The 22,650-nt window shown below is 54.5% G+C and carries 17 protein-coding genes, 2 tRNA genes and 3 rRNA genes; 14 read left to right on the forward strand and 8 right to left on the reverse strand.

Features of this window, described 5'->3' with window-relative positions:
* The first annotated feature begins 5 nt into the window (after positions 1-5).
* From dnaE to C7M51_RS00755, 7 genes are all read left to right on the forward strand, one after another.
* Positions 6-3,488, forward strand: coding sequence for a DNA polymerase III subunit alpha (gene dnaE, locus C7M51_RS00725; protein ID WP_160619708.1), 3,483 nt, complete (start codon positions 6-8; stop codon positions 3,486-3,488).
* 12 nt (positions 3,489-3,500) lie between these two features.
* Entirely contained in the window at positions 3,501-4,460 is a 960-nt protein-coding gene (gene accA, locus C7M51_RS00730) for an acetyl-CoA carboxylase carboxyl transferase subunit alpha (RefSeq protein ID WP_160619709.1), read from the forward strand.
* A gap of 156 nt (positions 4,461-4,616) precedes the next feature.
* Positions 4,617-4,802 carry a YegP family protein gene (locus C7M51_RS00735; RefSeq protein WP_160619710.1) on the forward strand — a complete coding sequence of 62 codons (186 nt, stop codon included), beginning with the start codon at positions 4,617-4,619 and terminating at the stop codon, positions 4,800-4,802.
* A gap of 105 nt (positions 4,803-4,907) precedes the next feature.
* Positions 4,908-7,076, forward strand: a complete 2,169-nt coding sequence (locus C7M51_RS00740; RefSeq protein WP_160619711.1) for a lysine decarboxylase LdcC — start codon at positions 4,908-4,910, stop codon at positions 7,074-7,076.
* Positions 7,077-7,154: 78 nt separating this feature from the next.
* Positions 7,155-7,544 carry a VOC family protein gene (locus tag C7M51_RS00745; protein WP_160619712.1) on the forward strand — a complete coding sequence of 130 codons (390 nt, stop codon included), beginning with the start codon at positions 7,155-7,157 and terminating at the stop codon, positions 7,542-7,544.
* Between the two features lie 54 nt (positions 7,545-7,598).
* Complete coding sequence (gene tilS, locus C7M51_RS00750) at positions 7,599-8,918, forward strand: tRNA lysidine(34) synthetase TilS (RefSeq protein ID WP_160619713.1); 1,320 nt, start codon at positions 7,599-7,601, stop codon at positions 8,916-8,918.
* Positions 8,915-9,223: a c-type cytochrome gene (locus tag C7M51_RS00755; protein WP_160619714.1), complete on the forward strand. Its 309-nt coding sequence runs from the start codon at positions 8,915-8,917 to the stop codon at positions 9,221-9,223. The genes tilS and C7M51_RS00755 overlap by 4 nt, the downstream gene beginning before the upstream one ends.
* Positions 9,224-9,253: 30 nt before the next feature.
* On the opposite strand, the gene rof is transcribed toward C7M51_RS00755, so the two are convergent.
* Positions 9,254-9,517 (reverse strand): Rho-binding antiterminator, encoded by a 264-nt coding sequence (gene rof / locus C7M51_RS00760; protein ID WP_160619715.1) that lies wholly within the window; start codon positions 9,515-9,517, stop codon positions 9,254-9,256.
* On the reverse strand, positions 9,504-9,704 hold the full coding sequence (locus tag C7M51_RS00765; RefSeq protein ID WP_160619716.1) for a YaeP family protein: 201 nt from the start codon (positions 9,702-9,704) through the stop codon (positions 9,504-9,506). Before C7M51_RS00765 ends, rof begins: the two co-directional genes overlap by 14 nt.
* Positions 9,705-9,982: 278 nt before the next feature.
* Between C7M51_RS00765 and arfB the strand changes: the two genes are divergently transcribed.
* Positions 9,983-10,393: an alternative ribosome rescue aminoacyl-tRNA hydrolase ArfB gene (arfB, locus tag C7M51_RS00770; RefSeq protein WP_160619717.1), complete on the forward strand. Its 411-nt coding sequence runs from the start codon at positions 9,983-9,985 to the stop codon at positions 10,391-10,393.
* Positions 10,394-10,520: 127 nt separating this feature from the next.
* Here the strand turns inward: arfB and proS are convergent, their stop codons facing one another.
* The 6 genes from proS to metN all read right to left on the reverse strand — a co-directional run bounded on the left by proS (position 10,521) and on the right by metN (position 16,203).
* Positions 10,521-12,242, reverse strand: a complete 1,722-nt coding sequence (gene proS / locus C7M51_RS00775; RefSeq protein WP_160619718.1) for a proline--tRNA ligase — start codon at positions 12,240-12,242, stop codon at positions 10,521-10,523.
* A 104-nt stretch (positions 12,243-12,346) separates the two neighbouring features.
* Positions 12,347-13,054 carry a tRNA (N6-threonylcarbamoyladenosine(37)-N6)-methyltransferase TrmO gene (tsaA, locus tag C7M51_RS00780; RefSeq protein ID WP_160619719.1) on the reverse strand — a complete coding sequence of 236 codons (708 nt, stop codon included), beginning with the start codon at positions 13,052-13,054 and terminating at the stop codon, positions 12,347-12,349.
* The gene (gene rcsF, locus C7M51_RS00785; protein ID WP_160619720.1) at positions 13,051-13,455 is read right to left on the reverse strand and encodes an Rcs stress response system protein RcsF; all 405 of its coding nucleotides are present in this window, start codon (positions 13,453-13,455) and stop codon (positions 13,051-13,053) included. Before rcsF ends, tsaA begins: the two co-directional genes overlap by 4 nt.
* Before the next feature lie 221 nt (positions 13,456-13,676).
* A complete protein-coding gene (locus C7M51_RS00790) occupies positions 13,677-14,492 on the reverse strand; it encodes a MetQ/NlpA family lipoprotein (protein ID WP_160619721.1) in 816 nt (271 codons plus the stop codon).
* Between the two features lie 33 nt (positions 14,493-14,525).
* Positions 14,526-15,179 (reverse strand): methionine ABC transporter permease MetI, encoded by a 654-nt coding sequence (locus C7M51_RS00795; protein WP_160619722.1) that lies wholly within the window; start codon positions 15,177-15,179, stop codon positions 14,526-14,528.
* Positions 15,172-16,203, reverse strand: a complete 1,032-nt coding sequence (gene metN, locus C7M51_RS00800) for a methionine ABC transporter ATP-binding protein MetN (protein WP_160619723.1) — start codon at positions 16,201-16,203, stop codon at positions 15,172-15,174. Before metN ends, C7M51_RS00795 begins: the two co-directional genes overlap by 8 nt.
* Positions 16,204-16,397: 194 nt before the next feature.
* On the opposite strand from metN, the gene gmhB reads away from it, so the two are divergent.
* From gmhB to C7M51_RS00830, 6 genes are all read left to right on the forward strand, one after another.
* Positions 16,398-16,958, forward strand: a complete 561-nt coding sequence (gene gmhB / locus C7M51_RS00805) for a D-glycero-beta-D-manno-heptose 1,7-bisphosphate 7-phosphatase (RefSeq protein ID WP_160619724.1) — start codon at positions 16,398-16,400, stop codon at positions 16,956-16,958.
* A 373-nt stretch (positions 16,959-17,331) separates the two neighbouring features.
* Positions 17,332-18,872, forward strand: a 16S ribosomal RNA gene (locus C7M51_RS00810).
* Between the two features lie 83 nt (positions 18,873-18,955).
* Positions 18,956-19,030 (forward strand) — tRNA-Glu (locus C7M51_RS00815).
* A gap of 195 nt (positions 19,031-19,225) precedes the next feature.
* Positions 19,226-22,126, forward strand: a 23S ribosomal RNA gene (locus tag C7M51_RS00820).
* 114 nt (positions 22,127-22,240) lie between these two features.
* Positions 22,241-22,356 (forward strand): 5S ribosomal RNA (rrf, locus tag C7M51_RS00825).
* The 16S, 23S and 5S rRNA genes sit together here with 2 tRNA genes alongside, the layout of an rRNA operon.
* A gap of 71 nt (positions 22,357-22,427) precedes the next feature.
* Positions 22,428-22,504, forward strand: a tRNA-Asp gene (locus C7M51_RS00830).
* Positions 22,505-22,650: the final 146 nt, after the last annotated feature.

Genomic DNA, 22,650 nt, shown 5'->3' on the forward strand with positions numbered 1-22,650 from the left:
GAAAGATGGCCGAACCACGTTTTATTCATCTGCGTATCCACAGCGATTATTCAATGATCGATGGACTGGCAAAGACCGGCCCGCTGGTGAAAAAAGCGGCGTCGCTTGGCATGCCAGCGATGGCGATCACGGACTTTACCAACCTGTGTGGGCTGGTGAAGTTTTACGGCACGGCGCATGGCGCGGGCATCAAGCCGATTATCGGCGCTGATTTCCTGGTAGCCAGCGAGCTGATGGGCGATGAGCTTAGTCAGCTTACCGTGCTGGCGATGAACAATACCGGTTACCAGAATCTGACGCTGCTGATTTCACGCGCTTACCAGCGTGGCTACGGCGTTAACGGGCCGACCATCGATCGCGACTGGCTGGCTGAGCATCAGGAAGGGCTGATTCTGCTCTCTGGTGGACGCCGCGGCGATGTGGGCCGCAGCCTGTTGCGCGGCAACCAGGCGCTGGTGGCGCAGTGTCTCTCTTTCTGGCAGCAACATTTTCCCGATCGCTACTATCTGGAGCTGATCCGCACCGGGCGTCCCGATGAGGAGAGCTACCTGCACGCCGCCGTCGAGCTGGCGATTGCCGAGGGGATTCCGGTTGTTGCCACCAATGAAGTCTGCTTCCTCAATGAGGAAGATTTTGACGCCCATGAAATTCGCGTAGCGATTCATGACGGCTATACGCTCGACGATCCCAAACGCCCGCGTAACTACAGCCCGCAGCAATATTTGCGCAGCGCGGAAGAAATGTGCGAGCTGTTTTCCGATATCCCGGAAGCGCTGGAGAACAGCGTAGAGATCGCCCGGCGCTGCAACGTCACGGTACGCCTCGGCGAATACTTCCTGCCGCAGTTTCCTACCGGCGACATGACCACCGAAGATTATCTGGTGAAGCGTTCGCGCGAAGGGCTGGAAGAACGCCTGGAATTTCTGTTTCCTGACCCGGAAGAGCGCGCGCAGAAGCGCCCGGAATATGACGAGCGTCTGGAGATTGAGCTTAACGTTATCAACCAGATGGGCTTCCCTGGCTACTTCCTGATCGTGATGGAGTTTATCCAGTGGTCAAAAGATAACGGTATTCCGGTGGGGCCAGGGCGTGGTTCAGGTGCCGGTTCGCTGGTAGCCTACGCGCTGAAAATTACCGATCTCGATCCGCTGGAGTTCGATCTGCTGTTCGAACGTTTCCTCAACCCGGAACGTGTCTCCATGCCTGACTTCGACGTTGACTTCTGCATGGAAAAGCGCGATCAGGTGATCGATCACGTCGCAGATATGTATGGACGTGACGCCGTTTCGCAGATCATTACCTTTGGTACCATGGCGGCGAAAGCGGTTATCCGCGACGTGGGCCGCGTGTTGGGTCATCCTTACGGTTTTGTCGATCGTATCTCCAAGCTGGTGCCGCCCGATCCGGGCATGACGCTGGAGAAAGCCTTTGCCGCCGAGCCGCAGCTGCCGGAAATCTATGAGGCGGATGAGGAAGTTAAAGCGCTGATTGATATGGCGCGCAAGCTGGAAGGGGTGACGCGTAACGCCGGTAAGCATGCCGGGGGCGTGGTTATTGCGCCAACCAAAATTACCGATTTTGCGCCGCTTTACTGCGACGAACACGGCAACCATCCGGTCACCCAGTTTGATAAAAACGACGTGGAATATGCCGGGCTGGTTAAATTTGACTTCCTTGGCCTGCGTACCCTGACGATTATCAACTGGGCGCTGGACATGATTAACGCGCGCCGGGCGAAGCAGGGCGAGCCGCCAATCGATATCGCCGCCATCCCGCTGGACGATAAAAAAAGTTTCGATATGCTACAGCGCGCGGAAACCACTGCGGTTTTCCAGCTGGAATCGCGCGGCATGAAAGATTTGATCAAGCGCCTGAAGCCAGACTGCTTTGAAGATATGATCGCGCTGGTGGCTCTGTTCCGTCCGGGGCCGTTGCAGTCAGGGATGGTGGATAACTTTATCGACCGTAAGCACGGGCGTGAAGCGATCTCCTATCCCGATATTGAGTGGCAGCACGAGACGCTGAAGCCGGTGCTGGAACCTACCTACGGCATCATCCTTTATCAGGAACAGGTGATGCAGATCGCTCAGGTGCTGGCGGGCTATACGCTCGGCGGCGCGGATATGCTGCGCCGTGCGATGGGTAAGAAAAAGCCGGAAGAGATGGCGAAGCAGCGCTCGGTGTTTAAAGAGGGCGCGGAGAAGATGGGCATCGACGGCGAGCTGTCGATGAAAATCTTTGACCTGGTGGAAAAATTCGCCGGTTACGGCTTCAATAAATCGCACTCCGCCGCCTATGCGCTGGTCTCTTATCAGACGCTGTGGCTGAAGGCGCACTACCCGGCTGAATTTATGGCGGCGGTCATGACCGCCGATATGGATAACACCGAGAAAGTGGTGGGGCTGGTGGATGAGTGCTGGCGTATGGGGCTGAAGGTGTTGCCGCCCGATATTAACTCCGGCCTTTATCAGTTCCACGTTAACGACGATGGCGAAATTGTTTACGGTATCGGTGCGATTAAAGGCGTTGGCGAAGGACCGATCGAAGCGATCATCGAGGCGCGTAATAAAGATGGCTATTTCCGCGAGCTGTTCGATCTTTGCGCCCGCACCGATCCGAAAAAGATCAACCGCCGGGTGATGGAAAAACTGATCATGTCCGGCGCGTTCGATCGTCTGGGCCCGCACCGTGCGGCGTTAATGAGTGCGCTGGGCGATGCGCTGAAGGCGGCGGATCAGCATGCCAAAGCGGAGGCGATTGGTCAGGCGGATATGTTTGGCGTACTGGCGGAAGAGCCGGAGCAGGTGGAACAATCCTACGCCAGCATTACGCCGTGGCCGGAACAGGTACAGCTGGATGGCGAACGGGAAACGCTGGGGCTTTACCTCACCGGCCATCCGATTAACCAGTATCTGAAAGAAATTGAACGTTACGTCGGTGGCGTACGTCTAAAAGACATGCACCCAACCGAACGCGGGAAGATAACCACGGCGGCCGGTTTGGTGGTGGCGGCCCGCGTAATGGTCACTAAACGCGGTAACCGTATTGGCATCTGCACGCTGGACGATCGTTCCGGTCGTCTGGAGGTGATGTTGTTCACAGATGCGCTTGATAAATACCAGCAGCTGCTGGAAAAAGACCGTATCCTGATCGTCAGCGGACAGGTCAGCTTTGATGACTTTAGCGGCGGCCTTAAAATGACCGCCCGTGAAGTGATGGATATCGATGAAGCGCGTGAAAAATACGCGCGCGGACTTGCTATCTCGCTGACGGACAGGCAAATTGATGACCAGCTTTTAAACCGTCTCCGTCAGTCTCTGGAACCCCATCGTTCGGGGACAATTCCGGTACATCTCTACTATCAGAGAGCGGATGCGCGGGCCAGGCTGCGTTTTGGTGCGGCATGGCGCGTATCTCCCTGCGATCGTTTGCTAAATGACCTGCGATCGCTGATAGGATCGGAGCAGGTGGAACTGGAGTTTGACTAAAACAGGAACATTATGAGTCTTAATTACCTGGATTTTGAACAGCCAATCGCGGAACTGGAGGCGAAAATCGACTCCCTTAAGTCGGTTGGCCGTCAGGATGAAAAACACGATATTAATCTGGACGAAGAGATTCAGCGTCTGCGTGAAAAAAGCGTAGAGCTGACACGTAAAATTTTCGCCGATTTGGGTGCATGGCAGATCGCACAGCTGGCGCGTCACCCGCTGCGTCCTTACACGCTGGACTACGTCCGTAACGTGTTTACTGACTTTGATGAGCTGGCAGGCGATCGCGCCTACGCCGATGATAAGGCGATTGTCGGCGGCATCGCGCGCCTGGAAGGGCGTCCGGTCATGATCATCGGCCACCAGAAAGGCCGTGAAACAAAAGAAAAAATTCGCCGCAACTTCGGCATGCCAGCGCCAGAAGGCTATCGCAAAGCGCTGCGCCTGATGGAGATGGCCGAACGCTTTAAAATGCCGATCGTCACCTTTATCGATACGCCAGGTGCCTATCCTGGCGTCGGCGCGGAAGAGCGCGGTCAGTCCGAAGCAATTGCACGCAACCTGCGTGAGATGTCAGGTCTGAAAGTGCCGGTTATCTGTACCGTTATCGGTGAAGGCGGCTCCGGCGGCGCGCTGGCTATCGGCGTGGGCGATAAAGTGAATATGTTGCAGTACAGCACCTATTCCGTTATTTCACCAGAAGGCTGCGCCTCTATCCTGTGGAAGAGTGCAGATAAAGCGCCGCTGGCGGCGGAAGCGATGGGCATTATCGCGCCGCGCCTGAAAGAGCTGGATCTGATTGACTCGATCATTCCTGAACCGCTGGGCGGCGCGCATCGCGATCCGCTGGCAATCGCGGAATCGCTGAAGGCGCAGCTGCTGGCCGATCTGGCCGAGCTGGACGGGTTGAATACCGAAGAGCTACTGAACCGTCGCTACCATCGTCTGATGAATTACGGCTACGCATAATCTAAAGCGTTTGCAACGAGGCGGCCTTCGGGCCGCCTTTTTTACTATTACGACAGCTTAATTTCCTGCAATAAATCCTGTAAGTCCGGTTGTTTTTGCCGCGTCAGTGGTTAAATTTGGACCGCTTAATCATCCCCATTGATAACAGGAGTTTTTATGGGATATTACGAAATACTTAAATCTAAAAAGAGTACCTCGCAGCCCTGGTATTTTGTTCTGCGCGCAGGCAATCACGAAATTATTGCGGTCAGTGAAATGTACAGCAGCAAACAGGCTGCGGAAAAAGGCATCGCGTCCGTCAGAGCGAATGCACCTACGGAAACCGTTCACGATCGCAGCTAAGCCCTTCGTTACACTTTCCTGACCTGCCGTCCGGCAGGTCTGTTTAACGTCTTGCCCACACTTCGCTATGCTTATTCTTTATCGCTCATCACCAGGAGGTGCGAATTGAATATTCTTGCGATAATGGGACCGCATAACGCCTTTTATAAAGATGAGCCGATGCGCCAGCTGCATCAGGCGCTGATCGCCCAGGGCTTTGAACCTATCTACCCGAAAGATGCCAACGATCTGGTCAAGCTAATCGAACACAATCCGCGTATCTGCGGCGTAATCTTTGACTGGGATGAGTACAGCCTGGATTTATGCAGCGAGATTAACCAGCTGAATGAGTACCTGCCGCTTTACGCCTTTATCAATACCCATTCGACGATGAATATCAGCATCAATGAGATGCGCATGGCGCTGTGGTTCTTTGAATATGCGCTTGGCGTGGCGGAAGATATCGCCCAGCGAATCCGCCAGTATACCGATGAATATATTGAGAATATTACGCCACCGCTGACCCGCGCGCTGTTCACCTATGTCAAAGAGGGCAAATATACTTTCTGTACGCCAGGCCATATGGCCGGGACCGCCTTTCAGAAAAGCCCGGTCGGCACGCTGTTTTATGATTTCTACGGCCCGAATACGCTGAAGGCGGATACCTCGATTTCCGTGACCGAGTTGGGTTCGCTGCTCGATCACACCGGACCGCATCTGGAGGCGGAAGAGTATATCGCCCGTACCTTCGGCGCTGAGCAGAGCTACATGGTGACCAACGGCACCTCCACCTCGAATAAAATTGTTGGAATGTATGCGGTTCCGGCGGGCAGCACCATGCTGATCGACCGCAACTGCCATAAATCCTTAACCCATCTGTTGATGATGAGCGATATCGTGCCGATCTGGCTGAAGCCGACACGTAACGCGTTGGGGATTCTCGGCGGCATTCCAAAACGCGAATTCACTCGCGAAAGCATCGCGCTGAAAGTGGCGCAGACCGAACACGCCGCCTGGCCGGTTCACGCCGTTATCACCAACTCCACCTATGATGGCCTGCTCTACAACACGCGCTATATCAAAGAGACGCTGGAAGTGCCTTCCATTCATTTTGATTCCGCCTGGGTGCCCTACACCAATTTTCATCCAATTTATGCCGGTAAAAGCGGCATGAGTGGTGAACGTACTCCCGGCAAGGTCATCTATGAAACCCAGTCAACGCATAAGCTGCTGGCCGCCTTTTCCCAGGCTTCGCTGATCCATATTAAAGGCGACTACGACGAGCAGACCTTTAACGAAGCCTATATGATGCATACCACCACCTCGCCTAACTACTCGATCGTTGCCTCGATCGAAACGGCAGCGGCGATGCTGCGTGGTAATCCCGGGCGTCGGTTGATTAACCGCTCGGTGGAACGGGCGCTGCATTTCCGGCGCGAGATCCAGCGGCTGCGGGAAGAATCTGACAGCTGGTTCTTCGATATCTGGCAGCCGGACGGTATCGATGAGGCGGAGTGCTGGCCGATCCAACCGGGAGAAGAAGACTGGCACGGTTTTATCGATGCCGATCGCGATCATATGTATCTCGACCCGATCAAGGTAACTATTCTGACGCCGGGCATGAGCGAGCAGGGCGAGATGGCGGAAGAGGGTATTCCGGCGGCGCTGGTAGCAAAATTCCTTGATGAGCGCGGCATCGTGGTGGAAAAAACCGGGCCTTATAATTTGCTGTTCCTGTTCAGCATCGGCATTGATAAAACCAGGGCGATGGGGCTGCTGCGTGCGCTGCTGGACTTTAAACGCGCCTACGATCTTAACCTGCGCGTCAAAAATATTCTGCCGGATCTCTATGCGGAAGATCCCGACTTCTATCGCAATATGCGTATCCAGACGCTGGCGCAGGGCATTCATCAGCTGATCCGCCAGCACGATCTGCCGCGCCTGATGCTGAAGGCGTTTGACGTGTTGCCGGAGATGAAAATGACGCCGCATCAGGCGTTCCAGCTTCAGGTTAAAGGAGAGGTGGAAACCATAGAGATTGATCAGCTTATTGGACGCGTCTCCGCCAATATGATTTTGCCTTATCCGCCCGGCGTACCGCTGGTGATGCCCGGCGAGATGATTACCGAGGCGAGCCGCCCGGTGCTCGATTTCCTGCTGATGCTTTGCGCCGTCGGGCGTCACTATCCCGGCTTTGAAACCGATATTCACGGCGCTAAGCTGACGGAAGAGGGAAGCTACCTGGTACGCGTGTTAAAGCAGGAGGAACCGGCGATCCCTGTTGGCGAGCATTGATTTTGCAGAGTTTGCCGCCTTGCTTCAGCGTAAAGGAGCGGGTAGGGTTCAGCGATAAGTGGTCATTCAGGAGCCGTTATGTTAGGCATTAAACAGATGCATCATATTGCGATTATCGCCAGCGACTATGCGCGCAGTAAGGCATTTTACTGCGATATTCTCGGCTTCACCCTGCAACAGGAAGTATATCGCGAGGCGCGGGACTCATGGAAAGGCGATCTGGCGCTGAACGGCCAGTATATGATTGAGCTTTTCTCTTTTCCCACGCCGCCCGCCAGGGTAAGCCATCCTGAGGCGTGCGGGCTGCGGCATCTGGCCTTTGCCGTTGAGGATGTTGATGCTGCCTGTCGTCTTTTACAGCAAAAGGGCATTGCCTGCGAGCCGGTGCGCGTCGATCCGCTGACCGACAGGCGCTTCACTTTTTTCCACGACCCGGATAATTTGCCGCTGGAACTTTATCAGGCGTAAAATAGCCGCTTTACAGTCATCCTGTGATGGCCGTTTTTCCGCAACGGATTTTTCATGACGCAGCTTGCAGAACTTGAACAATGGCTGAGCGATGAGCGAAAGCTGCTGGTGGCTTTTAGCGGCGGGCTGGATTCAACCGTGCTGTTGCATCAGCTTACGCTGTTACGTCAGCGGCTGCCTGAACTTCATCTGCGTGCCATTCACATTCATCACGGACTTAGCGCCAATGCCGACAGCTGGGCAGATCGCTGTCGCGCCCTTTGCCAGCAGTGGAACGTCCCCTTTCTGTTGGAACGGATCACGGTGGACGGGCGCGATAAGGGGATCGAGGCGGCGGCAAGAGAAGGGCGCTACCAGGCGTTTCGCCGCCATCTACTACCTGGTGAGGCGCTGGTGACCGCGCAGCATCTTGACGATCAGTGTGAAACGCTGTTGCTGGCGCTGAAACGCGGCAGCGGGCCGGCGGGGCTGGCGGCAATGCCTTCTAGCATGACGCTGGGTGAACATCGTCTGCTGCGTCCGCTGCTGCGCTGTCGCCGTGCCGAACTGGAGCAGTGGGCACATCAACATCAGCTTTGCTGGGTAGAGGATGAAAGCAATCAGGATACCCGCTACGACCGCAATTTCCTGCGCCAGCGGATTATGCCGTTGCTGAATGCACGCTGGCCGCATTTTGCCGATGCGGCAGCGCGTAGCGCGGCACTGTGCGGCGAGCAGGAACAACTGTTGGATGAGCTACTGGCGGAATCGCTGCAACAGCGTATGCAGCCGGATGGTGCGCTGCAAATCGCAGATTTTCATACGTTGAGCGAAGCGCGCCGCGCCGCGCTGCTGCGCCGCTGGATAGCGCTGTGCGGCGGAAAAATGCCGTCACGTGATGCGATGCAGCGTCTGTGGCTGGAGGTGATTTGCGCCCGCGAGGATGCCGCACCCCGGCTACGGCTGGGCGATCATGAAGTACGTCGCTATCGTCAGGCGCTTTACTGGCTGCCGCTGCGCCCTTCGCTGCGTGATGAGGTTTTGGCCTGGCCTGATATGCAGCAGCCGCTTAGCCTGCCGCACGGGCTTGGCACGTTGTGTCTGGCGCAGACGGGTACCGAAATCCGGCCGCCACGCGCCGATGAAACGGTTAGCATACGCTTCCAGGCGCAGGGCAGCTTTGCTATTGTCGGGCGCGGCGGACATCGCCCGATTAAAAAGCTATGGCAGGAGTGCGGTGTGCCGCCCTGGCAGCGAGAAACGACGCCGCTAATCTATTACAACGATACCCTGATCGCCGCGCTGGATACCTTCGTTTGCCGTGAAGGGAGCGCTGTATCAGGCACCGGCTGGCATATCGACTGGCAAAAAAATGCGACTGGAGAATCTGTATGAAGAGCCTGTTAATCCTGACGCTGGCATTGGTTACCACGCCCGTGCTGGCGGCGGGAAACGTTGCCGCCGGGCAGGAGAAGGCCGCCGCCTGTAGCGGTTGTCATGGTGCAGAGGGAAAAGCCTCGGTTTCGCTCTATCCTCATCTGGCCGGGCAGAACGCGGACTATTTACAACATGCGTTGCAGGCCTATAAGAAAGGGGAACGCAGCGGGGGGCAGGCGGAAGTGATGAAGGCGTTTGTTAGCGGGTTAAGCGAGGCGGATATGGCGGATTTAGCGGCTTATTATCACTCGATCAAGCCGTAAAAGTGCAGGGCGGGCAGGCCCGCCCGCCGGTTAATCAGATTCGCTGACCACTACCGTACCCAGCTCTGGATGACTGAAGCTGGCGATATGATCCAGCCGCAGTTCACGTGCTTCGCCGGTATCCTCTACCGCCAGATACTCGACATTTTTACGGGTAAAAATGTCTTTCGCCTTCACCGTTAGCTGCTCGCCATTTTTCAGATCGAGTGTTAACGCCCAGTTTTTCTGGCAGGCAAGCTCCAGGGTATCGTAATCGTCACAATTGATCGGTTTATAGGCTTCATTCGTCAACATAGTCGCTCACCATTAAGTTTGCAGCGGCATAGGCCGCCTGTTCCCTGACGGAAGAGTCTAGCGTGCTGTTAGCCGCTATCTCATTCAGTGTTTTTAACGCGCAACCTATGGCGTCGGGCACGTATCCCAGTTCGCCACCGCCGATCTCAGCGTACTTCTGACGAACCAAATCACAATATTTCTGCACATGCACCTCCTTTCAGAGCGTAAATCTCTGTCTTCAGCGACTATAACATAGCCGCCAGCGGGAAATCAGCCTGGCGAGCAGCGTATTTATTTGTGCTGCTGACAGAGCACGTGTGCCAGGCAAGGCTGGCTGATATGGTGACGAGATAGCTTGATTACAACCACCGAAAAGTAGAGCAGGAGCAAAAGCATTGACCTTTTGCCTGTGGAGGTCACACTGTAACCGGAACATTTTTAGCGTCGCGTGCCGTTTTCGCCGCCGCCAGTTGGATAAAAATTATGATTGTATTGTCACGTCATGCTGCTATCAGTGACGACGAACTGGAAATAAGTGCTATCCGCGCCCAGGGCGCTGGCGGGCAGCATGTGAATAAAAGCGCCACCGCGATTCATCTGCGTTTTGATATTCGCGCCTCGTCACTGCCGGAATACTATAAATCACGTTTGTTGGCAGCCAGCCACCATCTGATCACCGCCGAAGGCGTGGTGATTATTAAAGCGCAGGAGTATCGCAGCCAGGAGATGAATCGTGAAGCGGCGCTGAAGCGGCTGGAGAATCTGATTCGCGAGTTAACGGTAGAAGAAAAAGCACGCCGCCCGACGCGTCCGACACTGGCCTCTAAGCGGCGTCGGCTGGAGGGTAAGGCGCAGCGTAGCGCCACCAAAGCATTGCGCGGAAAGGTACGTTAATTTATAAATTCTGACGTTATTAAAAATGCCTGTCGCAAAAGCGGATCGCGGCGAAGTAATAAAAAAGCCCCTGAGCATGATTAAATAAGCTCAGGGGCTTTTTCGTTAGCGCTTAGCGTAACGGCAATTAGCCCTGGATCGCTTCTACCAGAAAATCAACGATCCGATCGCGTTTGATCATCTGCTTCTCTCCGGCACGGCGCGCTTTATATTCGATCTCATCGTTATCGAGGTTGCGATCGCCCAGCACGATAGTGTGCGGAATACCAATCAGTTCCATATCGGCGAACATTACGCCTGGACGCTCTTTACGATCGTCCAGCAATACCTCGATACCTTTGGCGCGCAGCGTGGTATACAGCTCTTCCGCCAGTTCTTTCACGCGGAAAGATTTGTGCATGTTCATTGGCAGAATCGCCACCTGGAACGGTGCCAGCGCCGCAGGCCAGATGATGCCGCGATCGTCATGGTTTTGCTCAATCGCTGCTGCTACCACGCGCGTTACGCCGATGCCGTAGCAGCCCATGGTCAGCGTCTGGTTACGACCGTCTTCACCCTGAACAGCGGCTTTCATCGCTTCAGAGTATTTGGTGCCCAGCTGGAAGATGTGTCCCACTTCAATACCGCGCTTGATCAGCAGCGTGCCTTTACCATCCGGGCTGACATCGCCTTCTACTACATTGCGCAGATCGGCAATCTGTAACGGCTCTGCCAGATCGCGGCCCCAGTTAATGCCGGTATAGTGTTTACCGTCAATATTGGCACCTGCGCTGAAATCGCTCATTTTCGCTACGGTACGATCGGCAATCACCGGCAGCGTCAGACCAATCGGGCCGAGTGAGCCAGGACCCGCACCAATCGCTGCACGAATCTCTTCTTCGGTGGCAAATTCCAGCGGCGCGGCGACGATATCCACTTTCTCCGCTTTGATTTCGTTCAGCTCGTGATCGCCGCGTACCAGCAGCGCGACCAGCTGATGACCGCTCTCTTCACTGGCCTTAACGATCAGCGTTTTTACCGTCTTATCGATTGGCAGATTAAATTGCGCAACCAGGTCAGCGATAGTTTTAGCGTTTGGCGTATCGATCTGTGCTAATGGCTGCGACGGTGCCGGGCGTTCACCTGTCGGGGCAACGGCCTCAGCCAGCTCGATATTGGCTGCGTAATCCGATTCGGTAGAGAAAACGATATCATCTTCACCGCTCTGCGCCAGTACCTGGAATTCATGGGATGCGCTGCCGCCGATGGAGCCGGTATCCGCCTGTACTGCACGGAAATCCAGCCCCATACGGCTGAAGATGGCACTATAGGCGCGGTACATCGCGTCGTAAGTTTCCTGTAGCGATTCCTGCGTAGTATGGAAGGAGTAGGCGTCCTTCATAATAAATTCGCGTGAACGCATCACACCGAAGCGTGGACGCACTTCATCGCGGAATTTGGTCTGAATCTGGAACAGGTTCAGCGGCAGCTGCTTGTAGGAGCTCAGCTCGTTGCGAATCAGATCGGTAATAACTTCTTCGTGCGTCGGGCCGAGTACAAATGGACGATCGCCGCGGTCAACCAGGCGTAACAGCTCCGGGCCGTACTGCTCCCAGCGGCCACTCTCCTGCCACAGATCGGCAGGCTGCACGACCGGCATGCAGATTTCAATCGCACCGGCGTTAGTCATCTCTTCGCGCACGATGTTTTCAACTTTTTTAAGTACGCGTAAGCCTGTCGGCAGCCAGGTATAAAGGCCGGAGGCCAGTTTACGGATCATACCGGCGCGCAGCATCAGCTGGTGGCTGATTACTTCGGCATCGGACGGCGTCTCCTTAAGGGTGGAGAGCAGATATTGAGTAGTACGCATCTGTAAGATTCCAGTTTGGGCGGAAAATAGTCAAAGGATGACCTGAAAATAGTGGCGGTAGTGTAACAGCGAGCGATGCACCTCAAAAGAGAGGGGAGGATAAATTAGCGCGGATCGAGCGCCAGCACCTCAGTTCCTTCCGCCGTTACGCGCCAGCGCACGTTGAAATCAAGCAGCCAGGCGGCATATTCGCGTTCCGGCTCTTCACCTTTACGATAGGCCGGACGAGGATCCTGTGCCAGCACCTGGGTAATAAAACGCGTCAGCTGCGGATAGCGTGACTGATGGCGTGTCAGCTGCTGCTGCGCCTGCGGTGAAAAACGTACCGGCATTTCCGCCTCTGGCGCATGTTGCGCAAAACCCGCGCGCGCCTGGGGTAACGCCTCGGCAAAAGGCAGATAAGGTTTGATATCCACTATCGGCGTTCCATCTACCAGATCCAGGCTGCCTAACTCCAGAATCACCTGACCCTGAGGGCAGTGAATCCCTTTAAGTTCTACCAGCGACATACCGATTGGATTAGGGCGAAAAGTGGAGCGCGTGGCAAAAACGCCCATGCGTGTATTGCCGCCGAGACGGGGAGGGCGCACGGTGGGACGCCAGCCGCCTGCCATCGTTTGATGAAACACAAACAACAGCCATAAGTGGCTGAAGGACTCCAGACCGCGTACTGCCTCCTGCTGGTTATAAGGCGGAAGTAGACGCAGTTCGCCGCCGCCATCCTCAATTAATCCAGGCTGACGCGGTACGGCAAATTTCTCTTTCCACGGCGATTTAATGACGCCGATTTGTGTAAAGGCAAACTCGCTCATTTACCGGAGACTTTCAGCGCGGTGCCCTGACAAACTGCGTGACGATAGCAGCCCTGGCTTTCGCTCAGCACTTCGCATTTATGCAACAGCACAGCGTTAGCTTTCATGTAGGAAGCGCGGATCTGCATACGTTTACGGGCGGTATTAATATTGGCCGGTGAATCCTGGCGGCTGACCTGACAATCTTCCCCGGAAACTTCGCCTAAATCGCGGAAAGGATTACTGACCAGTTCATTCATATCGGTATAAAGCTTAACCGGCACCGGGCGGGGCGTTGGACGGGGATGCGACTCAACGGGCGTCGGTTTAGGCTCTGGCGCGGGAATAGGCTTATAGGGCTTGTGCAGCAAAGAGCATCCCGTTAGCGAGAGCGCCAACAAACAGAGCGGTAACGCGCGCATCAATCTATCCTCATTTCTAAAAATTGGCGTTATTGAAGCAAGCAATCTGCTAAATGACAAGTTGCGATCGCTTATGGCAAACAGCAAAAAAGCGGCCCACCCGATCCAACGATAAGCGTAAAACGCCTGTTATCGTCAAATCTGTGGACCGCCTGAAGGAGGGCATTAAGCCGAATAACCACTGGCAGAGGGGCTAAAAAAACCGCTCTGTTACGTCGTTATTACCAGCCTCTGACCGCGCCACCGTTGAAAATTTTGTTGGCTGCTTCAGCCACTTCGTCAGACTGATAGGCCTGCACAAATTTCTTCACGTTCTCGGCATCTTTGTTATCTTCGCGTGCCACAAGCAGGTTAACGTACGGAGAGTCTTTATCCTCAACGAAAATACCATCTTTCTCTGGAGTTAAGTTGATCTGGCTGGCGTAGGTTGTATTGATGACCGCCAGAGCAATCTGATCGTCATCCAGCGAACGGGGCAGCTGCGGTGCTTCCAGCTCAACAATCTTCAGCTTTTTCGGGTTTTCCACGATATCAAGAGAGGTCGGCAGCAGGCCTACACCCTCTTTCAGCTTGATCAGATTTACCTTCTCCAGCAGCAGCAGGGAACGACCAAGGTTGGTCGGATCGTTAGGAATGGCAACCTGGGCACCATCCTGTAGATCGTTCAGGGATTTAATTTTTTTCGAATAGCCTGCAATCGGATAAACAAAAGTATTACCTACCGGCACCAGCTTATAGCCACGATCTTTAATCTGCGCATCCAGATAAGGTTTGTGCTGGAAGGCGTTGACGTCGATATCGCCTTTGCTCAGCGCTTCGTTAGGCAGCACGTAATCGTTAAAAGTAACCAGCTCAACGTCCAGGCCATATTTGTCTTTCGCTACTTTCTGCGCCACTTCAGCAACCTGCTGTTCAGCGCCCACAATCACGCCCACTTTAATGTGGTTCGGATCTTTTTCTTCCTGCCCACAGCCGGTCAGTGCCATTGCACCCAGCAGCGCGCCCACGGCGGCGATTTTTTTAAACGTAAAAGACATATCCCTTCCTTAATCGTAAGAATTGATGTTTGCTTATTTATGTGTAACCGCACGAACGATGCGATCGCCACAGAACTGAATGAGATAAACCAGCACAACCAGCAGGATCAATACGGTATTCATCACCGTTGCGTTATAGCCGATATAGCCATACTGATAGCCAATCTGTCCGAGACCGCCTGCGCCAACCGCGCCGCCCATGGCGGAGTAGCCGACCAGCGTAATCAGAGTAATAGTGGCCGCATTTACCAGCCCCGGCAAGGCTTCCGGCAGCAGGATTTTACGAATGATCTGCATCGGCGTGGCGCCCATTGCGCGTGAGGCCTCAATCAATCCGCCAGGCAGCTCCAGCAGGGCGTTCTCTACCATGCGTGCAATAAAAGGCGCGGCGCCAACGGTCAGCGGAACGATTGCCGCCTGCAGGCCGATGGAAGTGCCGACGATGGCACGGGTAAAAGGAATCATCCATACCAGCAGGATAATAAAGGGAATCGAGCGGAAGATATTTACCAGTGCGGAAAGCACCCGATAGAGCTTGTTGTTCGCCATAATCTGACCGGGACGGGTAATATAAAGCAAAACGCCCACCGGCAGGCCGATCACAAAACCGAAAAAGCCAGAGACGAAGGTCATCATCAGCGTTTCCCAGATGCCGCGGGCCAACAACCACATCATTGCTTCAGACATACCCTAATACCTCTACTTTCACATGGTTCTGCTGTAAATAGGCGATCGCGCCTGTTGTTTCCTCTTCGCTGCCGTGCATCTCAGCCAGCATAATGCCGAACTTTACGCCGCCCGCGTAATCCATCTGAGCGCTAATAATATTGTTGTTTACGTTAAAGCGGCGGGCGGTTTCCGACAGCAGCGGAGCATCAACTGATTGACCGGTAAACTCCAGACGCAGCAGAGGAACGCTGTCTGCGGATGCCTGTGCCGCCAGACGCTGCTGATAATCTTCCGGGATATCGAGATGCAGCGTTGACTGAATAAATTGCTGCGCCAGCGGCGTTTTGGGATGAGAGAACACTTCACTTACGCTGTCTTTCTCAATCAGCTGCCCGTCACTGATTACCGCAACCTGATCGCAGATGCGTTTTACTACATCCATTTCATGAGTAATCAGCAAAATAGTAATGCCGAGGCGGCGATTGATATCCTTCAGCAGCTCCAGAATAGCTCGGGTAGTTGCCGGATCGAGGGCGCTGGTGGCCTCGTCACACAACAGAACCTTCGGATTGCTTGCCAGTGCGCGGGCAATAGCAACGCGCTGCTTCTGACCACCGGAAAGGTTGGCAGGCCAGGCGTCACGCTTATCTCCCAGCCCAACCAGATCCAGCAGCTCGGTGACGCGCGCCTTGATAGCTTCACGTGGCGTGTTATCCAGCTCAAGCGGTAGCGCCACGTTACCAAAAACGGTGCGGGAATTAAGCAGGTTGAAATGCTGGAAAATCATGCCGATCTGACGGCGGGCCAGCGTTAACTGGCTTTCGGAAAGCGCGGTTAAATCCTGTCCATCGACCAGGACGCTGCCGGATGTTGGCCGCTCCAGCAGGTTGACGCAACGAATCAAGGTACTCTTACCTGCGCCTGATGAACCAATCACGCCGTAAATTTGTCCGGCCGGGACATGCAAAGTAACATCAGACAGCGCGGTGATGGTACGTACGCCCTGCTGAAAGACTTTAGTAATATTATTAAGTTTTATCATTGAATTATTGGTTATCTATCGCGATGAAGTTATCCGTGGTGTAGCTCTGTTTTGTTCGATCGGGCCAACAAAATTTGAAATGGATGTTAAGGCATCCAGACGTCTAAATCAATCTAAGAGATTCAATCTGCCATTCTCTCTTTTATTACAATCATGCGATACTGACCTCTATATTCGGCAGCAGGAGTTTCTACGTGACAGCTAAAGTACCGGCGATTTTTCTCGATCGCGATGGCACCTTGAATGTGGACCATGGTTATGTCCATGAGATTGATGATTTCCAGTTTATTGATGGCGTTATCGAGGCGATGCAGGCGCTGAAGAAAATGGGCTATGCGCTGGTGCTGGTCACTAACCAGTCCGGGATTGCTCGCGGCCTCTTCAGTGAAGAGCAGTTTATGCAGTTAACCGAGTGGATGGATTGGTCGCTGGCTGACCGGGGAGTTGATCTCGACGGCATTTATTATTGTCCTCATCATCCAGAGGCGGCCGTTGAGGCGCTACGTCAGGTATGTGACTGTCGCAAGCCGCAGCCAGGTATGCTGTTAAGCGCCATGAAACATCTCAATATCGATATGGCTGCTTCTTATATGGTTGGCGACAAAATTGATGATGTGCTGGCTGGGAAGGCTGCTGGTGTAGGCACGACGGTACTGGTGCGCAGCGGCAAGCCAGTAACGGAAGAGGGTGAAAAAGCAGCGGATTGGGTAATTGATAGCCTCGCAGAGCTGCCTGCACGGATAAAACAGGCTTAAAATCGGCTGTTTTGCGCGAAATTCCAGCAAACAGCAAAAAAGTTGAAATTAGCGCTTGTCAGGCCCGAATTACTCCCTATAATGCGCCTCCATCGACACGGCACAACGGCTTACGCCACGCGGTGTTGAGCGGTTCAGCGGTTCTGAATCGCCGGAGAAAAACTTCCCGAAAAAGGGGTTGACTCTGAAAGAGGAAAGCGTAATATACGCCACCTCGCAGCACGGCGAAGCGCCCTGTTGCACTGCTCTTTAACAATTTATCAGACAATCTGTGTGGGCACTCACGGAACGGATATCGCAAACTAATTGCAGTATCAAAGTCTCTGAGTGAACACGTAATTCATTACGACGTTTTTCTCTGAGCATCAGACTTTAATTGAAGAGTTTGATCATGGCTCAGATTGAACGCTGGCGGCAGGCCTAACACATGCAAGTCGAACGGTAACAGGAAGCAGCTTGCTGCTTCGCTGACGAGTGGCGGACGGGTGAGTAATGTCTGGGAAACTGCCCGATGGAGGGGGATAACCACTGGAAACGGTGGCTAATACCGCATAACGTCTTCGGACCAAAGTGGGGACCTTCGGGCCTCACGCCATCGGATGTGCCCAGATGGGATTAGCTTGTTGGTGGGGTAACGGCTCACCAAGGCGACGATCCCTAGCTGGTCTGAGAGGATGACCAGCCACACTGGAACTGAGACACGGTCCAGACTCCTACGGGAGGCAGCAGTGGGGAATATTGCACAATGGGCGCAAGCCTGATGCAGCCATGCCGCGTGTATGAAGAAGGCCTTCGGGTTGTAAAGTACTTTCAGCGGGGAGGAAGGGATGAGCCTTAATACGGTTCGTCATTGACGTTACCCGCAGAAGAAGCACCGGCTAACTCCGTGCCAGCAGCCGCGGTAATACGGAGGGTGCAAGCGTTAATCGGAATTACTGGGCGTAAAGCGCACGCAGGCGGTCTGTCAAGTCGGATGTGAAATCCCCGGGCTCAACCCGGGAACTGCATCCGAAACTGGCAGGCTTGAGTCTCGTAGAGGGGGTAGAATTCCAGGTGTAGCGGTGAAATGCGTAGAGATCTGGAGGAATACCGGTGGCGAAGGCGGCCCCCTGGACGAAGACTGACGCTCAGGTGCGAAAGCGTGGGGAGCAAACAGGATTAGATACCCTGGTAGTCCACGCCGTAAACGATGTCGACTTGGAGGCTGTGAGCTTGACTCGTGGCTTCCGGAGCTAACGCGTTAAGTCGACCGCCTGGGGAGTACGGCCGCAAGGTTAAAACTCAAATGAATTGACGGGGGCCCGCACAAGCGGTGGAGCATGTGGTTTAATTCGATGCAACGCGAAGAACCTTACCTGGTCTTGACATCCACGGAAGACTGCAGAGATGCGGTTGTGCCTTCGGGAGCCGTGAGACAGGTGCTGCATGGCTGTCGTCAGCTCGTGTTGTGAAATGTTGGGTTAAGTCCCGCAACGAGCGCAACCCTTATCCTTTGTTGCCAGCGCGTGATGGCGGGAACTCAAAGGAGACTGCCGGTGATAAACCGGAGGAAGGTGGGGATGACGTCAAGTCATCATGGCCCTTACGACCAGGGCTACACACGTGCTACAATGGCGCATACAAAGAGAAGCGACCTCGCGAGAGCAAGCGGACCTCACAAAGTGCGTCGTAGTCCGGATCGGAGTCTGCAACTCGACTCCGTGAAGTCGGAATCGCTAGTAATCGTGGATCAGAATGCCACGGTGAATACGTTCCCGGGCCTTGTACACACCGCCCGTCACACCATGGGAGTGGGTTGCAAAAGAAGTAGGTAGCTTAACCTTCGGGAGGGCGCTTACCACTTTGTGATTCATGACTGGGGTGAAGTCGTAACAAGGTAACCGTAGGGGAACCTGCGGTTGGATCACCTCCTTACCAGCGGATACCATTCGGTGAAGTGCTCACACAGATTGTCTGATAGAAAGCATGAGCAAGGCGTCTTGCGAAGCAGACTCAGTGTCCCCTTCGTCTAGAGGCCCAGGACACCGCCCTTTCACGGCGGTAACAGGGGTTCGAATCCCTAGGGGACGCCACTTGCTGGTACGTAAGTGAAAGTTACCTGCCCCCATATCTTAAAACTGACTTTAGCGAGTCGGCTTTAAGATATTGCTCTTTAACAATCCGGAACAAGCTGAAAATTTGAAAGAGCGGCTTTTTTACAGAAGCCGTTCAGAGTCTCTCAATTTCTCGCGCCGGTAAGTGTCTCACGAGACGCTTGCGGGTTGTGAGGTTAAGCGACGAAGCGTACACGGTGGATGCCCTGGCAGTCAGAGGCGATGAAGGGCGTGCTAATCTGCGATAAGCGCCGGCAAGGTGATATGAACCGCAATAACCGGCGATACCCGAATGGGGAAACCCAGTGCAATCCGTTGCACTATCATGTCATGAATACATAGTGGCATGAGGCGAACCGGGGGAACTGAAACATCTAAGTACCCCGAGGAAAAGAAATCAACCGAGATTCCCTGAGTAGCGGCGAGCGAACGGGGAAGAGCCCAGAACCTGAATCAGCGCGTGTGTTAGTGGAAGCGTCTGGAAAGGCGCACGGTACAGGGTGACAGTCCCGTACACAAAAGCGCATGCGCTGTGAGTTCGACGAGTAGGGCGGGACACGTGGTATCCTGTCTGAACATGGGGGGACCATCCTCCAAGGCTAAATACTCCTGACTGACCGATAGTGAACCAGTACCGTGAGGGAAAGGCGAAAAGAACCCCGGCGAGGGGAGTGAAACAGAACCTGAAACCGTGTACGTACAAGCAGTGGGAGCCTACTTGTTAGGTGACTGCGTACCTTTTGTATAATGGGTCAGCGACTTATATTCTGTAGCAAGGTTAACCGCATAGGGGAGCCGAAGGGAAACCGAGTCTTAACCGGGCGCTAAGTTGCAGGGTATAGACCCGAAACCCGGTGATCTAGCCATGGGCAGGTTGAAGGTTGGGTAACACTAACTGGAGGACCGAACCGACTAATGTTGAAAAATTAGCGGATGACCTGTGGCTGGGGGTGAAAGGCCAATCAAACCGGAGATAGCTGGTTCTCCCCGAAAGCTATTTAGGTAGCGCCTCGTGAATTCATCTCCGGGGGTAGAGCACTGTTTCGGCTAGGGGGCCATCCCGGCTTACCAACCCGATGCAAACTGCGAATACCGGAGAATGTTATCACGGGAGACACACGGCGGGTGCTAACGTCCGTCGTGAAGAGGGAAACAACCCAGACCGCCAGCTAAGGTCCCAAAGTCATGGTTAAGTGGGAAACGATGTGGGAAGGCCCAGACAGCCAGGATGTTGGCTTAGAAGCAGCCATCATTTAAAGAAAGCGTAATAGCTCACTGGTCGAGTCGGCCTGCGCGGAAGATGTAACGGGGCTAAACCATGCACCGAAGCTGCGGCAGCGACACGTAAGTGTTGTTGGGTAGGGGAGCGTTCTGTAAGCCTGCGAAAGGTGTGCTGTGAGGCATGCTGGAGGTATCAGAAGTGCGAATGCTGACATAAGTAACGATAAAGCGGGTGAAAAGCCCGCTCGCCGGAAGACCAAGGGTTCCTGTCCAACGTTAATCGGGCAGGGTGAGTCGACCCCTAAGGCGAGGCCGAAAGGCGTAGTCGATGGGAAACGGGTTAATATTCCCGTACTCGGCGTTACTGCGAAGGGGGACGGAGAAGGCTATGTTGGCCGGGCGACGGTTGTCCCGGTTTAAGCGTGTAGGCTGAGCATCCAGGCAAATCCGGATGCTTAAGGCTGAGGCGTGATGACGAGGCGCTACGGCGCTGAAGCAACAAATGCCCTGCTTCCAGGAAAAGCCTCTAAGCTCCAGGTAACGCGGAATCGTACCCCAAACCGACACAGGTGGTCAGGTAGAGAATACCAAGGCGCTTGAGAGAACTCGGGTGAAGGAACTAGGCAAAATGGTGCCGTAACTTCGGGAGAAGGCACGCTGGCGCGTAGGTGAAGGACTTGCTCCCGGAGCCGAGGCCAGTCGAAGATACCAGCTGGCTGCAACTGTTTATTAAAAACACAGCACTGTGCAAACACGAAAGTGGACGTATACGGTGTGACGCCTGCCCGGTGCCGGAAGGTTAATTGATGGGGTTATCCGTAAGGAGAAGCTCTTGATCGAAGCCCCGGTAAACGGCGGCCGTAACTATAACGGTCCTAAGGTAGCGAAATTCCTTGTCGGGTAAGTTCCGACCTGCACGAATGGCGTAATGATGGCCAGGCTGTCTCCACCCGAGACTCAGTGAAATTGAACTCGCTGTGAAGATGCAGTGTACCCGCGGCAAGACGGAAAGACCCCGTGAACCTTTACTACAGCTTGACACTGAACACCGGTCCTTGATGTGCAGGATAGGTGGGAGGCTTTGAAGCGCGGACGCCAGTCCGCGTGGAGCCGCCCTTGAAATACCACCCTTTAATGGCTGGTGTTCTAACGTAGGCCCGTAATCCGGGCTGCGGACAGTGTCTGGTGGTAGTTTGACTGGGGCGGTCTCCTCCCAAAGCGTAACGGAGGAGTACGAAGGTCAGCTAATCACGGTCGGACATCGTGAGGTTAGTGCAATGGCATAAGCTGGCTTGACTGCGAGAGTGACGGCTCGGGCAGGTGCGAAAGCAGGTCATAGTGATCCGGTGGTTCTGAATGGAAGGGCCATCGCTCAACGGATAAAAGGTACTCCGGGGATAACAGGCTGATACCGCCCAAGAGTTCATATCGACGGCGGTGTTTGGCACCTCGATGTCGGCTCATCACATCCTGGGGCTGAAGTAGGTCCCAAGGGTATGGCTGTTCGCCATTTAAAGTGGTACGCGAGCTGGGTTTAGAACGTCGTGAGACAGTCGGTCCCTATCTGCCGTGGGCGCTGGAAGACTGAGAGGGGTTGCTCCTAGTACGAGAGGACCGGAGTGAACGCACCGCTGGTGTACGGGTTGTCATGCCAATGGCACTGCCCGGTAGCTACGTGCGGAAGAGATAAGTGCTGAAAGCATCTAAGCACGAAACTTGCCTCGAGATGAGTCTTCCCTGAGGCCTTTGAGCCTCCTGAAGGGACGTTGAAGACGACGACGTTGATAGGCCGGGTGTGTAAGCGCAGCGATGCGTTGAGCTGACCGGTACTAATGACCCGTGAGGCTTAACCTTACAACGCCGGAAGCGTTTTGGGGAAAGAGAGAGACGCGAGAATTTTCAGTTTGTTCACCGGATTAAAGCATCAAGCGGGAGCGGGTAAAAGCGCGTTCCGGCGACAAGAATTTGCCTGGCGGCGAGAGCGCGGTGGTCCCACCTGACCCCATGCCGAACTCAGAAGTGAAACGCCGCAGCGCCGATGGTAGTGTGGGGCTTCCCCATGCGAGAGTAGGGAACTGCCAGGCATCAAATTAAGGTAACGCCCGCGGGCGGAGCCGGTTATCAGCGGAGTTGTGCTGATAATGCAGTATTCGGTGGAGCGGTAGTTCAGTCGGTTAGAATACCTGCCTGTCACGCAGGGGGTCGCGGGTTCGAGTCCCGTCCGTTCCGCCACTTTATTAGCAATAGCCCTGACAGTCATGTCAGGGCTTTTTGCTTTTGTGCGCTCAGCGCAGCAGTTTCGCCGTCTTCACACCATAATCCCTCACTGTCAGCGTCGTTAACCGTTAAATCGTCTTTATCGGGTTCCGCCAGAGAGA

It is taken from the genome of Mixta intestinalis (assembly GCF_009914055.1).
In the GTDB taxonomy this organism is placed as follows: domain Bacteria; phylum Pseudomonadota; class Gammaproteobacteria; order Enterobacterales; family Enterobacteriaceae; genus Mixta; species Mixta intestinalis.